The organism is Mangrovivirga cuniculi, from assembly GCF_005166025.1.
Lineage (GTDB): Bacteria > Bacteroidota > Bacteroidia > Cytophagales > Cyclobacteriaceae > Mangrovivirga > Mangrovivirga cuniculi.
On the sequence record NZ_CP028923.1, the window covers coordinates 153,775 to 167,014 of the forward strand.

The following is a 13,240-nucleotide window of genomic DNA, read 5'->3' on the forward strand; positions in this document are numbered from 1 at the left end:
TAGAATTTATTTCTATTTTAACGAACAATTTGTAAGGTTATTGATTAATCTGATAGATCAATTTATGGATAATGGAAAATGTAATTGTAATTACAAGTCTAAAAGATAGGTCTATCATTTTTTCAGATAACGAAGAGTCATTCCTGGACATTTTTAAAAAGGAAAAAATTCAATGGATGAACATCTGCGGGGGAAAAGGTAAATGCACAACCTGTAGAATGTTAGTGGTGAATGGTAGTGAGAACATTTCAAAGCCTGCCGAGGTAGAAGAGAGGTTCCTGTTTTTAAATAGATTAAAACCGGGAGAAAGGCTTGCATGTCAGGCCAAACCGATAAAAGGACGTATAGAAATAAAAACACCTCGAGATTATAAACTTCCACATATTAATTATTCCGATGATTAGCTTTATCTTTGGAGCATGTTTATTGAACCATCTTTAGAGCAATATGGAGACGGAGAGAAATACTCCGGTTGGATAGAGGTGATTTGCGGATCGATGTTTTCCGGAAAAACTGAAGAGTTAATCAGAAGACTTAATCGTGCAGTCCTGGCAAATCAGAAAGTAGAAATTTTTAAACCTGTCATTGATAATCGGTATTCTGAATCAGAAATAGTTTCCCACAACAAAAATGCTATTCGTTCAACTACGGTTAATTTTGCAGATGATATTTTATTAAAAGCCGGAGATTGCTCGGTAGTTGGTATCGATGAGGCTCAATTTTTTGATAAAAGAATTGTTGATGTCTGTAATGAACTTGCAAACGAGGGAAAAAGAGTAGTTGTTGCGGGTTTAGACATGGACTATATGGGCAGGCCTTTTGGTCCTATGCCTTATTTAATGGCTGTAGCAGAGTTTGTCACTAAAGTTCATGCGATCTGCATGAAAAACGGATCCCTTGCTAATTATTCTTTCAGAAAAGTAATCAATGATGATAAAGTCCTGGTTGGAGAAACCGAAAGTTATGAAGCGAGATGTCGAAAATGCTTTTTTACCGGCCTTAAAAATTCTAACTAGATTCTTAAGGTTTATTTTACCTTCCCTATTCTTTCTGAATATTTCAGCACAAAATAATATTCCGACAGGTACATGGGAAGCACATTATTCCTATAATACTACAGAATTTGTAGTCGGGTTTAACGATGAAATTATCGGAATCAGTAACCCGGGTATTTTCTCCTACGTCCCGATTGAAGGATGGATCTCTAAAGTTAATACTGATGAATTACCGGCTGAAAACATATCTTCTGCTTTTAGCTCCTCTGATTATCTTATTTATGGCTTCGCAGATGGTTCTTTATATAAAGTTCAGAAAAATGAAATAATCATAAATAATGAGCTTGTTTCTCCATCAACCAATTTTTACATCAATTCAATCAAAGAGTTTAACGGTCTTCTCTATCTGGCTACAGATGAAGGATTAGTATTAGCTAATTTAGAAGATCTTTCTATAAGAGATGCTTTTTTGCAAATTGGAGATAGTGCCAAATCTGTTAAAGTATTTGATATCACTTTTCTATCTGACAGTATTTATATTTCGACCGATGAAGGAATCAAAGCAGCTTCAAGGAATTCTAATCTAGCTGACTTTAATCAATGGAAAGTCAGGTCAGAAATTGCAATAAAAGAGTTTTTTGAATTAGGAGGTGAAGTTTTAGCAATAACTAAAGCTGGAGGTCTCCTGAAAAAATCGATTGATGGAACCTGGTCAACTGTAGAAAACCAACCGGTAGATGGATGGATAGCTGGATCTACTTACAATTCACAATTATTTCTTGTCAACGAAAATAATGTTTACACCTGGAATAATGGTGTTTTTACAAACATAGCAGACCTCTCGTCCACTATAGACCCGCTTGATATCGTTGTTAATAATGACATAGTGTTTCTGGGCACCAGAAATTCAGGATTGATCAGGATTGATAATAATAATACTACATCCCTGAAACCTGATGGACCGGAGAATAACTTTCCTTCAGCAATTCGATTTACCGGCAGCAATCTATTCGCCCTTAATTCTAATGAAGCTGAATTAATTTCATATTTAGAAAACTCCGAATGGAAAGAAACTTCTTTATTCGATGCCATAATTACCGATGTTGCATACCATAACCAGAAATATTATTTCGCATCCATCTCCCGTGGTCTAATATCAGACTTAGAAAACCCCGTACTGTTAACAGGAGAAACGTTAGAAATAGATGTAATAGCCGGTGAAGGCCCTAACGATTATGAATTTACTGCAATCACTTCTTTTGCGGATAAATTATTATTTGCTCAGACAAATAGTACAGCCTATTTATACACCGAAGATCTGGAAACCACTACTCCCTTTCCAAAAGCAGATAGCAGATTAAACTATATAAGAAACCTCAAAATAGTTGACGGAAATATCATAGCCTTAACAAGCCAAAATCCAGATGGTAAAATAGTAATTATTAATCCTGAAGATCAGGAATTTCGGATATTAACCTCCAGTGAGAACAATGGTGGCTTACCTGGTACGATCTATAATTTAGGTTCGGATAGCGATGGGAGAATATGGATTGCTTCCAATAATGGCGTTTGGTTTTTAGATGTTCCATTTGGGGTATTTGATTTTGTTGCAATGAATGCTTCAAGACCAATTATAGATGGCCGCTACTTATTAGAAGGCAGAAAAGTGAATGATTTATTTATTGATACCGGCGACAGGCTCTGGACTGCAACCGCATTGGGAATACGATTATTTGACTCTAATCTGGAAGAGGAACTTGCTTTTTTTAATACCGAAAATTCCCTTCTGCCATCTAATAATGTATTACAATTAGAATATGACCCTTCTTCTGGTAAGGTTTATGCATTAACAGATAGAGGAATAGTCGCATATCAAAGTGATGCCACATTACCTGCTACAGATTATAATTCCGTAAACATTTATCCAAACCCTTTCTCTGTTGAAAGAAATGAAATCATAACCATTAGTGATATCAAAGGGAACAGCAATATTAAAATCACGACTGCATCAGGAGTTTTCGTTGACGAAATTGAAAGTAAAGGAGGCTCTGCTTCATGGAATCCACCTTCGAATATACCTCCGGGAGTTTATCTTTTTTTCATGGCAGACCAATTCTATGAAGATGGCTATATTGGTAAGGCTGTAATTATTCCGTAAAATGCTTACTAATACACAAGGAATAGTTTTCAATTACATCAAATACGGTGAATCATCAATAATATGCAGGATTTTCACCAGGGATAAAGGATTGAAATCCTTTATTATTAACAGTGCCAGAACATCTAAAGGAAAAGGTAAAATCGCTCTTTATCAGCCTTTGAATCTTCTTGAAATGGTTATTTATGACAGAAACGATGATAAAATAACCAGGATAAACGAAGCCCGAATTGATTTTCATTATAAAACAATTCCATTTGACCCGGTAAAAAGGGGGATTGGCTTATTTTTATCTGAGATTCTTTTCAAAATAGTAAAACAAGATCAGGACCCACAACCTGTACATGACTTCATTAGAAACTCAATTTGCATTTTCGATCAGATCGACCAGGACATTAATAACTTTCATTTAAAATTTCTGATAAAACTAAGCCCTTACCTGGGCCTAAATATGGAAAGCGGATATGTCCTGGCTGATGAAATGGAATCATTTTATAACCTGAAAATCAACCAGCCAATTTTGGATGGATTTGAAGAGTTGAGTTCCTCTGATTATGGAGAAAAATCTGAAATAAGTAATACGGTAAGAAGAGAGTTACTTCATGTATTGATCGATTTTTACAGGTATCACCTGGACATCGGTGAACTAAAATCTCTTCCCGTTTTAATTGAATTATATTTATAAAAAAACCCGGCATTGCACCGGGTTCGTTTATATTATTAGTGGATTTCTTTCTATTCTGTCAATGTAATGGTTCTTTCAACAGTATTGAATGGACCAGGAACTACATTTCCCTCGCTGTCGATAAGTTCTAACATAATAGTGTTTTCTCCCATCGGCATTCCTTCAATAAAATAAGGTTGCCATTTATCAATAAGGAAAGTTTCTTCGTTTATGGTAGCTCTTACCTTGTTACCATCTGCTGAAAGGTCAGTATTTAACAGGTAAAAATCTAAAAGCACCTTTTCTGTATTTGCTCCACTGTACTCACCTTTAGGTCGGCTATAAAACATATGAGGCTGTGTTAAATCAGCAGGCTCAGCGTCAACATCTCCAACTGTGAACTGACGAATTACATATGCATCAGGATTTTTAAGACTCTCATGGTAAGATCTAGAAAGAAAAGCCAGAGCCACGTAGTGACCTTCTTCCATTTCTTTGTCAAACTGAGCGTCGTAGTGAGCAGAATAAGGCTCATTATTTAAAATAAGGTGAATATGTTGTCCTTTATCTGAATTTGCACAATTCTTTATATCGGCATCAGGAGTCTGACTAGCCAGAGTATAATTCTTCACATTAAAATTAAAATTCACAGTACCAGGTTTTAGTTCTGCTGATTCTGATGGTGAATTCATTTCCAACATCGAATCATTAAATTCTGGAGAATTTGTTACCGGTGAGATGCTGATTGGAGCATCCTCAGTCATTGTTTCTTCTGCCATTGCAGTTGAATCTTCTGCAGATTCCTCATCCGATCCTTCCTTAGTGTTACAAGAAGTAACTGCTAAAATAGCTAACAAACAGATAGTTGTTATTCTAATTTTCATCATATCTTGTTGATTTTGTCGATATTGTGTGTATTTCGGTTTATTAATATTAAGAAAAAATAAGTAGTTTGCAATGCAATAAATACATTATAAAATGTCTGACATACTATATAACGATATTCCATCACTGGATTTGAATGACTTCAGGAGCAATGACCCTGAAAGGAAAGCTGAATTTGTGAAGGCTTTAGGAGATGCTTATCAGAACATTGGTTTTGTAGCAGTCAAAAACCATGGACTGAGTGACGAACTCCAGGAGAAATTATATAATAATGTGAAAGAGTTTTTCCGCCTGGACGACGAAGTGAAAAAGAAATATGAGAGACCGGATATCGCTGGCCAAAGAGGATATAACGGTAAGATGAAGGAGCATGCAAAAGGAAGAAATGTTGGTGACTTGAAAGAATTCTACCATGTAGGACAACCAAATGACTCTTCTCATCCACTTACGGATGAATATCCTGATAATGTATGGCCGGAAGAAGTTCCTGAATTTAAAGATGCCTGCCTTCATGCTTTCAAAACGCTTGAGCAAGCAGGATTAGATATGCTAAGTGCTATTGCTATTCACCTTGGCCTTCCTGAAAATTACTTCCAGAATAAGGCTTCATATGGTAATAGCATCCTCAGAGCAATCCATTATTACCCAATCACTAACCCTGACGAAGTACCAGATGATGCTGTAAGGGCCGCCGAACATGGGGATATTAATTTGATCACACTCTTAATGGGTGCAAGTGCTGATGGACTCCAGGTATTGAGAAAAGACGGTAAATGGATTCCAATTACTGCTCTGCCAGATCAAATCATTGTTAATGTTGGAGATATGCTGGCAAGACTTACTAATGATAAGTTAAAGTCTACCATCCATAGGGTGGTGAATCCTCCAAAAGAAAAAATGAACACTTCCAGATATTCAATTCCATTTTTCATGCACCCAAGATCAGAAATGGATTTAACATGCCTGGAAAGCTGTATTGATGAAGAAAACCCGAAACAATATGAGGATATGACAGCTGGTGAATTTCTGGATCAGCGATTAGCTGAAATCGGATTAAAAAAATAAGCCCGATTTTCCTTTATGCGGAAAATTCGATCTTTAATTTACCTCAAAGAAGTGTTAAAGTTAGGTGTGTCTGCCTTTGGAGGCCCCCAGGCACACCTGGCTTTATTTTTTGATATTTTTGTTGATAAAAGAGCATACCTGACTAATAAGGAATTAATTGAACTTCATGCTCTTTGTCAGATCCTGCCAGGCCCTACTTCCACTCAAACAATTACAGCAATAGGTTATAGAATCGGTGGGCCAAAACTAGCCTACTTAACTTTATTGGTTTGGTGTTTACCTGCTGTAACAGTGATGACTGGCGTTGGGTTAGCATTATCGTATTTGAACGACCCCCTGTCTGTTACAGAATTTATTCAACCAATGGTGGTAGGAATTGTAGCCGTTGCAGCAATTAGGGTCAGTAATAAAGTGGTAGTATCAAACCATGGAATGATTGTCTTGGTTCTAACTGCAGTAGCTGCCTATTTTTACAGAAGTCCTTTTGCCTACCCGGCGTTAATTATTTTTGGAGGGCTTTCAACAGCTATAAATTTCAGGTTACACCCGAAGGTTGAAGACAAAGCCTTAAAAATTAACTGGAGCAATTTCTTACTCTGGGGTGGTGTCCTGATTTTCGCAGCTTTGTTAGGAGCAATAACTCATAAAAGAGAAATTCTTTTATTCGAAAACTTTTATAGAAACGGATCTCTGATTTTTGGAGGCGGGCAAGTTCTAATACCTTTACTCTATACAGAGTTCGTCGAGTTTAAGCAATATCTCACTTCAAACGAATTTTTATCCGGGTATGGATTTAATCAGGCTGTTCCGGGCCCGACTTTTAGTTTTGCTGCATTTGTTGGTACATTATCAATGCGCGAATTCGGTCCATTAGCCCAGGTAATAGGAGCTCTTTTAAGTGCTGCAGGTATATTTCTTCCAGGCACTTTTTTAATCTTCTTTATTATAAGGTTTTGGGATGACCTTAAAAAATATAGAATAATTAAGGCGTCACTAGAGGGAGTAAATGCCGCCGGGTCAGGCCTGGTTGTTGCTGCTGCATTTTTGTTATATGAGCCTATCGATAAAAACCCGATGAGTTTTGGGATAATTCTTATTACTGTAGGGCTGATGCTAATCAGGGTAAGAACGCCTTATATTATTATCGCCGGAATAATCGCTGGATTTATTTTTTAACGATCAAGTGCACCTTTTCTTTATCAGCCCTTATCTTAGATTGAAGTCCGCAAGGAATCAAATGATTTTCATCTATGTGGCCAAAGGGAACATCAAAATATACGGGGAAATCATAATCACTAACATGACTTAAAATAATTTCATTTGCTTCCAACCCAAACGGTTCTTCATCATATGGTACATCCGTTACACCTCCGACTAATAATCCACTAATTTCACTTAAAATACCTGCCCTTTTTAATTGAACCATTGACCTGTCTATCCGATATAAATCTTCACCCACTTCTTCCAGAAAAAGAATCTTATTTTTAAAAGTCAGAGGAAAAGACTTTGTCCCAATATTATTAGCAATCATTGAAAGGTTTCCTCCTATAAGGCTACCATCACAATTATGAACTCGATCAATTGAAGTTTGATCCCATTCTAACTTATAATCTTCAGGCTCCATTAAAAAAAGCCTGATAGAATTGAGTGCTTCCTTACTTGTCTTATTTTTAAAAAGTGCTGGCATTGAAGAATGAGCAGAAGCAACTCCTAATCGCTCCAATTGCAATAATAATGTTGTTATGTCAGAAAAGCCTAGTATCCATTTAGGATACTTATAAAGAGGTTTAAAATCGATATTATCAACAATTCTGGTAGTTCCATAACCCCCACGGACACAAAAAACAGCTTTTATGTCAGGAGATGAAATAGCATATTGAAGATCTTCCGACCTGGCGGAATCTTTACCGGCAAACCTAAAATCTTTGTTAAGAAGGTTTTTACCTTTAAGAACCTTCAAGCCCCACTGTTCTAAAATTTCTACTGCATGATCAACAGCAGTAGAATCAACAGCTCGGGCAGTCGCTACAATAATTACTTTATCGCCTGGAGAAAGAAATTCCGGTATGATCATATTTGAAAAATATTGATTAAAAACAAAAAAAGCCTCAAAAAGAGGCTTTTTTTATTCTTAGGAATATTTTTTTACTCAGTTGGAGGAGTTACTCCAAGTTTAACGAAGATTTTATCTGTTACATCAGATTCATCATTTGCAAAAAGAAGAATATCAGTACCAGGAGTTCCACTGTTAAAAATGTGAGTATAACCTTCTTCCTCAGCTACCTGCTTAATTGCAGTCTCTATTTTTTTGTATAGAGGCTGTAATAGCTCAGTGTACTTAGCCTGCATACTCTTTTGAGCATCCTGAGCAAATTTTTGAAGATTTTGATCCATTTGCTGAAGCTCTCTTTCTTTGTCAGCTCTTACTACATCTGACCACTGATTAGCCTGAACATTTTGTTCATATTCAGTCACTTTACTTCTAAGAGTTTGTTGTTTAGCCTGAATCTGATTCTGCAGTTGCTTTTGATATGTCTCAAACTCGCTTTGTACATTCTTCATTTCAGGCAAGTTAGAAAGTACATAGTCAACATTTGTATAACCTATTTTCAGCGACTGGCCTTGAGCCGACATGCTGAATCCGGCGATAATAATTCCAAAAACAATAAGAAAAAATTTACTTTTCATCATTCTCCAATTTAAATTATAAGTTTTACTCAATAGTGTCATTTTTGTCTCCCAACCCAAGTTCTTCTAATACATAATCTGTATAATCATGAACAGGATTGGTATAAATCATTACCAGATCACCTGACTTATCAAATACGATCTGGAGTCTCTTATCTTTTGCGACCTTACTGACCGCTTCAAAAACCTGATCCATCACAGGTTTTATTATTTCTTCTTTCTTCAAATAGAAAAGGCCTTTAAAACCAAATACCTTTTGCTGGTAATCCTGAATTTCTTTTTCCTTTTCCTTTATTTCTTCTTTCCGTTCTTTGATCATTTCTTCAGTAAGAAGAACTTTTTCTGCTTCAAGAGCCTCATACATCGATTCCTTCTCAGCAATCATCTCTTTTATTTCCTCCTGCCAACTTCGTGCCAATTCTTGAATTTTTGATTGAGCCTCCTTGTATTCAGGCATTTGATTCAATACATAATCTGTATCAACATAGCCGAATTTCTGGCTAAAGCCAGTAAATGAAAGGCCTATAAAAAGAAGATGTAGAAGAAATATTTTTCGCATTATCTTAACTGATTTCCAATTGTAAAGTGGAATTGTGGTCCACTTATATCAATCTGGCCAGGCAACTGATCGAACCCATATGCCCAGTCAATTCCAATCAAACCAAATGCCGGCATAAATATTCTGGCACCTACACCAGCTGAACGATATAAATTAAACGGATTAAAGTCCTGATAATTATTCCAGTTATTTCCTGCCTCAGTAAATCCGAGTACATAAATAGTTGCACCCGGGTTAGTTGAGATCGGATATCTTAATTCCATAGTGTATTTTGAGAACACAACACCACCATAAATTTCATCACCAGCAGGTGAGGCACTTCCGCTGTATGCAGGAGGTGTAACAGCATTATCATCGTATCCTCTTAATGCAATAATTTCCTGGCCGATCTGGAAATTTGTTCCTGCCAGTCCACTACCTCCCATAACATATCTTTCAAAAGGAGAAATTCCTTTATCTATATCATAGGTCCCAAGGAATCCAAAATTAGCTTTTGCATGAAACACAAGGTCTCCGGCTATAGCAGAAAAATAACTTATATCCAGATCCCATTTATGATACTCAATCCATTCATTAACCTCTTCTGAATCTTCCACTTCTGCGCCTTCGGAAAAGTCGAAAGATGAAAATGGAGGTGTTAATGCAACAGATAAACTAATCGATGAGCCTGATCTGGTGTAAATCGGGTTATCAATGTTACTTCTGGATATAGTTGTGTTTAAAGTTAAGCTATTGAATCTACCGTCGTCCACGGAAAGACCCAAATAAGGATAATTATCCAGATCGTAAATAGAATAGGCTATTGAATTTGATACCTGGAAGAAATCATCAGGCCACCTTACTCTTCTACCTAAACCAACAGAAAGAGACGTAAGCTTTAAGCTACCTGTGAAACTAGTCGGATCAAAAAAGCTCGCACCTGACCTTACCACAGTGTGACTTAAGTTAACTGAAAATGCATTTGGCTTTCTTCCTCCGAGCCATGGTTCCTGGAAAGAAAATGAATAAGACTGGAACTGTCGTCCACTAGCCTGGACTCTTATACTAAGTCTTTGACCATCACCTCTTGGAACTGGTCTCCATTTACTTAAATCAAATAAATTTTTTGTTGAGAAATTATTCAGAGATAATCCCAGAGTACCAACAAATCCATAAATACCTCCCCAACCTCCAGACAATTCAATCTGGTCATTTGATTGTTCAGCCAGAACCCAGTGAATATCTACAGTACTTTCTTCAGCATCCGGAAAATATTGCGGCTCTATTTGCTCAGGATCGAAAAACCCTAATTGAGCAAGTCTCTGGTTAGTTTTAATCAAATTGCTTCGACTAAACTTTTCTCCTGGCCTGGTCGATAATTCTCTTAATATAACATGGTCATGTGTCTGATTATTCCCTTTTACCAGCACCTGGTCTATGGTAGCAATACTACCCTCCATTATTCTCATCTCAATATCTATAGAGTCTCCCTCTACTAACACTTCGACTGGTTGAATATTGAAGAATAAGTAACCATTATCCGTGTAAAGTGAGTTGATATCACGATTACCGGTAGGGTCGAAATTCAACCTCTTACTTAACTTTTCTTTATCGTATACATCTCCCTTTTCAATTCCAAGAACAGTTGATAAAGTTTCATCAGTATACAGGTAATTTCCTGTCCAGATTATGTCTCTGAAATAATATCTATCTCCTTCGTCTACCGTAATATTCACATTAATATTTCGGTTGTCATTGTAGTAAACCGTATCACTAACAATTTCTGCATCGCGATATCCTTTGCTATTGTAGAAATCAACAATCAGGTTTCGGTCATTGCGATATTCCTTAGGAATAAATTTTGATGCATTAAAAAAGTTTAATTTGACATGTTCATTCACATATTCTGTCACTTTATCTTTTGTGATTGAACCTTCAGGAGTTAAAACCTGGGTGACATTTTTAGGTTTGAAATTAAACAGTCTGGAAAACATGTCTTTGAATATGCTAACTCTGGCATATTCATTTGTTTTCTTCATCTTATTTCTCAAACGGACATCCGTAAAATGGTCATTGCCATCAAAGCTTACTTCATTTATTCTTACTTTAACTCCCTTGTCAATATTAATACGCAATTTGGCATAATTGCTTAACGCCGTATCTGCTACCTGAATAATTTCAACATCAGCTTTTGGGAAGCCTTTCTCAACAAAATATTTTTTTATTGTGAGCTGAGTGTTTTTCTTTAGTACATCAGTAACAACACTACCCCTTATCAGTCCCATCTCATCTTGCAGATTTTCCTGGGTAGTTTTGTTTACTCCATTAACTTCATAAGTGGAAAGCCTTGGTTGTTCCTTTAATGCAAGTTCAAGATAAACCTTTTCTCCCTGAACTTTGGTTATATTGACTTCTACATCACCAAGGATTCTTTGTTTCCAAAGATTCTTTACTGCATTTGAAATTGCCTCCCCAGGAATCTTAATCTTATCACCAACTTTTAATCCTGAAAGGGATATTAAAGCATTATTATCAAGATACTCAACGCCCGAAACTGTTATTTCAGCTATTTCGTATTCCTTTGGGTCTGAATAATTCAGTTCAAATTTCTTATTTTCTTTTTCTGAAATCTGTCCAACCCTATTTGTCCAAAAGCGGTTGATACAAAACCTGCTAAAAAAACAAAAACTATTAATTTTCTCATGCGTCGCTTTTCAATTGTTCACTGATTTTTCCAAAACGTCTCTCTCTTCTTTGGTAAGAAAGAATAGCTTTTGCTAATTCTTCCTTATTAAAATCAGGCCATAATGTCTCAGTAAAGTATAATTCAGTATATGCTGACTGCCATAACAGATAATTACTTATCCTCATCTCACCACTGGTCCTTATCATTAGTTCCGGATCAGGAAAATCGGCAGTCATCAAGTTATTTTTAATTGTATTTTCATCAATATCTTCAGTCTTTAAATTTCCTTTTTCAACCTCTGAAGATATTTTTTTCATAGCCTGGGTTATTTCCCATCTACCGCTATAACTTATTGCCAAAATTAAATTTAAACCGGAGTTCTCGCGGGTCCTTTCTATCGCTTCCAATAACTCCCTTTTACATTTTTTAGGTAAAGAATCAGTATCCCCAATTGTATGGAGTTTAACATTATTCTTTGTTAGTGTCTTTAACTCCTTACGAATTGTACTAACTAACAGTTCCATTAAACCAGTCACCTCGTCTTTCGGGCGACTCCAGTTTTCTGTGGAGAATGCATATAACGTCAGATACTCAACTCCAATTTCTGCACACCCTTCAGTCACATCTCTAACTGCATTTACTGCATTTCGATGACCGAATAAACGGACTGCGCCCTTTTTCTTGGCCCATCTTCCATTTCCATCCATAATCACAGCTATGTGAGAAGGAATATTTGACTTATCGATATGCTCCATTAAATGTTCCACAACCCGCAAAAATATAGCGCAATCTACAAAAAAGCTATGGTTAAGCTAAATAAGATGAAGTTAATCTTTGTTAAGTTGAAATTTAAGGATTTTTAGTTCGGATCGACGGGGCAAGGAATCTTTATTATGACATAGTTGAGGGTAAAATGAAGGTTATAATACCAGTCATTATCATACTTATTGCCATATTGATAACTATACCCATTGGCACCTTTATTTAAACCGGCATTTGTATCTGGCAACTCAGATACTCCGTCTATATAATCAAAGAATGTTTTTCTGAAACCCAACTCAACGCCCAGATGCCAATGGCGATTCAGCTTCCATTTCATTCCGGCTCCAAATGGTATGACTGGTTGAATATTGCTATAGGAATAAGGCCCGGGATCGTCTCCAAATAACCAGAAGCCTCCAAGCCCAGCAAAAATATAAGGACTGGTTTTATAAGGTGATTTGATCTGTCGATAGTCAAGAAAATGAAATTCCCCAACAGCCATCAATTCTAATATCGAAACATTAAAGGATGAATTTCTTCTGTCACTGAAGTTATCAGCAGGTCTTGAATCGTCTCCTGATAAATTATTGTAAGTTAGCTGTGCCCTCCACCCCATAAATTCATTCATGTTTTGTCGATAAAACATTCCTATTGAAGGCCTTAAATAAAGTGGATTAACAGATTTAACAACTTCTCCGATATAGGCTGCACCTCCTGCTGCCACACCGACTTCTTTATATGTCGGCAATTCTTGTGACTTCAGGTTAGCTCCAGTAAAAAAAATCACCAAAAAAATGGG

At 36.4% G+C, this 13,240-nt stretch carries 13 protein-coding genes; 6 read left to right on the forward strand and 7 right to left on the reverse strand.

Translation table 11 applies throughout. The annotated features are described in order from the left end of the window. The first annotated feature begins 71 nt into the window (after nt 1-71). The 4 genes from DCC35_RS00700 to recO are packed head-to-tail and all read left to right on the forward strand — an operon-like array spanning nt 72 to nt 3,838. Nucleotides 72-404, forward strand: coding sequence for a 2Fe-2S iron-sulfur cluster-binding protein (locus DCC35_RS00700; protein ID WP_137088968.1), 333 nt, complete (start codon nt 72-74; stop codon nt 402-404). 15 nt (nt 405-419) lie between these two features. Continuing rightward, nucleotides 420-1,016, forward strand: coding sequence for a thymidine kinase (locus DCC35_RS00705; RefSeq protein WP_137088969.1), 597 nt, complete (start codon nt 420-422; stop codon nt 1,014-1,016). Beyond that, nucleotides 964-3,153 carry a type IX secretion system anionic LPS delivery protein PorZ gene (porZ, locus tag DCC35_RS00710; protein WP_175402669.1) on the forward strand — a complete coding sequence of 730 codons (2,190 nt, stop codon included), beginning with the start codon at nt 964-966 and terminating at the stop codon, nt 3,151-3,153. The genes DCC35_RS00705 and porZ overlap by 53 nt, the downstream gene beginning before the upstream one ends. Before the next feature lies 1 nt (nt 3,154). Next, entirely contained in the window at nt 3,155-3,838 is a 684-nt protein-coding gene (gene recO / locus DCC35_RS00715) for a DNA repair protein RecO (protein WP_137088971.1), read from the forward strand. A 50-nt stretch (nt 3,839-3,888) separates the two neighbouring features. Here the strand turns inward: recO and DCC35_RS00720 are convergent, their stop codons facing one another. Continuing rightward, nucleotides 3,889-4,704, reverse strand: a complete 816-nt coding sequence (locus DCC35_RS00720) for a phosphopeptide-binding protein (RefSeq protein ID WP_137088972.1) — start codon at nt 4,702-4,704, stop codon at nt 3,889-3,891. Between the two features lie 91 nt (nt 4,705-4,795). Here DCC35_RS00720 and DCC35_RS00725 point away from each other — a divergent pair, with 91 nt between their 5' ends. Then, complete coding sequence (locus DCC35_RS00725) at nt 4,796-5,767, forward strand: isopenicillin N synthase family dioxygenase (RefSeq protein WP_137088973.1); 972 nt, start codon at nt 4,796-4,798, stop codon at nt 5,765-5,767. 15 nt (nt 5,768-5,782) lie between these two features. Continuing rightward, entirely contained in the window at nt 5,783-6,943 is a 1,161-nt protein-coding gene (gene chrA, locus DCC35_RS00730; protein WP_137088974.1) for a chromate efflux transporter, read from the forward strand. Here the strand turns inward: chrA and DCC35_RS00735 are convergent. From DCC35_RS00735 to porG, 6 genes are all read right to left on the reverse strand, one after another. Then, a complete protein-coding gene (locus DCC35_RS00735) occupies nt 6,933-7,841 on the reverse strand; it encodes a S66 peptidase family protein (protein ID WP_137088975.1) in 909 nt (302 codons plus the stop codon). The genes chrA and DCC35_RS00735 overlap by 11 nt on opposite strands. A gap of 71 nt (nt 7,842-7,912) precedes the next feature. Further along, entirely contained in the window at nt 7,913-8,455 is a 543-nt protein-coding gene (locus tag DCC35_RS00740) for an OmpH family outer membrane protein (RefSeq protein ID WP_175402670.1), read from the reverse strand. Nucleotides 8,456-8,480: 25 nt separating this feature from the next. Further along, on the reverse strand, nt 8,481-9,014 hold the full coding sequence (locus DCC35_RS00745; RefSeq protein ID WP_137088977.1) for an OmpH family outer membrane protein: 534 nt from the start codon (nt 9,012-9,014) through the stop codon (nt 8,481-8,483). Then, nucleotides 9,014-11,278, reverse strand: coding sequence for a BamA/OMP85 family outer membrane protein (locus DCC35_RS00750; protein WP_246070117.1), 2,265 nt, complete (start codon nt 11,276-11,278; stop codon nt 9,014-9,016). Before DCC35_RS00750 ends, DCC35_RS00745 begins: the two co-directional genes overlap by 1 nt. A gap of 415 nt (nt 11,279-11,693) precedes the next feature. After that, nucleotides 11,694-12,434, reverse strand: coding sequence for an isoprenyl transferase (locus DCC35_RS00755; RefSeq protein ID WP_137092566.1), 741 nt, complete (start codon nt 12,432-12,434; stop codon nt 11,694-11,696). A 104-nt stretch (nt 12,435-12,538) separates the two neighbouring features. Beyond that, nucleotides 12,539-13,228: a type IX secretion system protein PorG gene (gene porG / locus DCC35_RS00760; protein ID WP_175402671.1), complete on the reverse strand. Its 690-nt coding sequence runs from the start codon at nt 13,226-13,228 to the stop codon at nt 12,539-12,541. Nucleotides 13,229-13,240: the final 12 nt, after the last annotated feature.

Bases quoted from the DNA above. Each gene is read 5' to 3' on its own strand.
- DCC35_RS00745 (WP_137088977.1), bottom strand. From the start codon at position 9,014: ATGCGAAAAATATTTCTTCTACATCTTCTTTTTATAGGCCTTTCATTT.
- DCC35_RS00720 (WP_137088972.1), bottom strand. From the start codon at position 4,704: ATGATGAAAATTAGAATAACAACTATCTGTTTGTTAGCTATTTTAGCA.
- DCC35_RS00725 (WP_137088973.1), top strand. From the start codon at position 4,796: ATGTCTGACATACTATATAACGATATTCCATCACTGGATTTGAATGAC.
- porZ (WP_175402669.1), top strand. From the start codon at position 964: ATGAAGCGAGATGTCGAAAATGCTTTTTTACCGGCCTTAAAAATTCTA.
- DCC35_RS00705 (WP_137088969.1), top strand. From the start codon at position 420: ATGTTTATTGAACCATCTTTAGAGCAATATGGAGACGGAGAGAAATAC.
- DCC35_RS00735 (WP_137088975.1), bottom strand. From the start codon at position 7,841: ATGATCATACCGGAATTTCTTTCTCCAGGCGATAAAGTAATTATTGTA.
- DCC35_RS00740 (WP_175402670.1), bottom strand. From the start codon at position 8,455: ATGAAAAGTAAATTTTTTCTTATTGTTTTTGGAATTATTATCGCCGGA.
- DCC35_RS00750 (WP_246070117.1), bottom strand. From the start codon at position 11,278: ATGGGACTGATAAGGGGTAGTGTTGTTACTGATGTACTAAAGAAAAAC.
- DCC35_RS00700 (WP_137088968.1), top strand. From the start codon at position 72: ATGGAAAATGTAATTGTAATTACAAGTCTAAAAGATAGGTCTATCATT.
- DCC35_RS00755 (WP_137092566.1), bottom strand. From the start codon at position 12,434: ATGGAGCATATCGATAAGTCAAATATTCCTTCTCACATAGCTGTGATT.
- recO (WP_137088971.1), top strand. From the start codon at position 3,155: ATGCTTACTAATACACAAGGAATAGTTTTCAATTACATCAAATACGGT.
- chrA (WP_137088974.1), top strand. From the start codon at position 5,783: ATGCGGAAAATTCGATCTTTAATTTACCTCAAAGAAGTGTTAAAGTTA.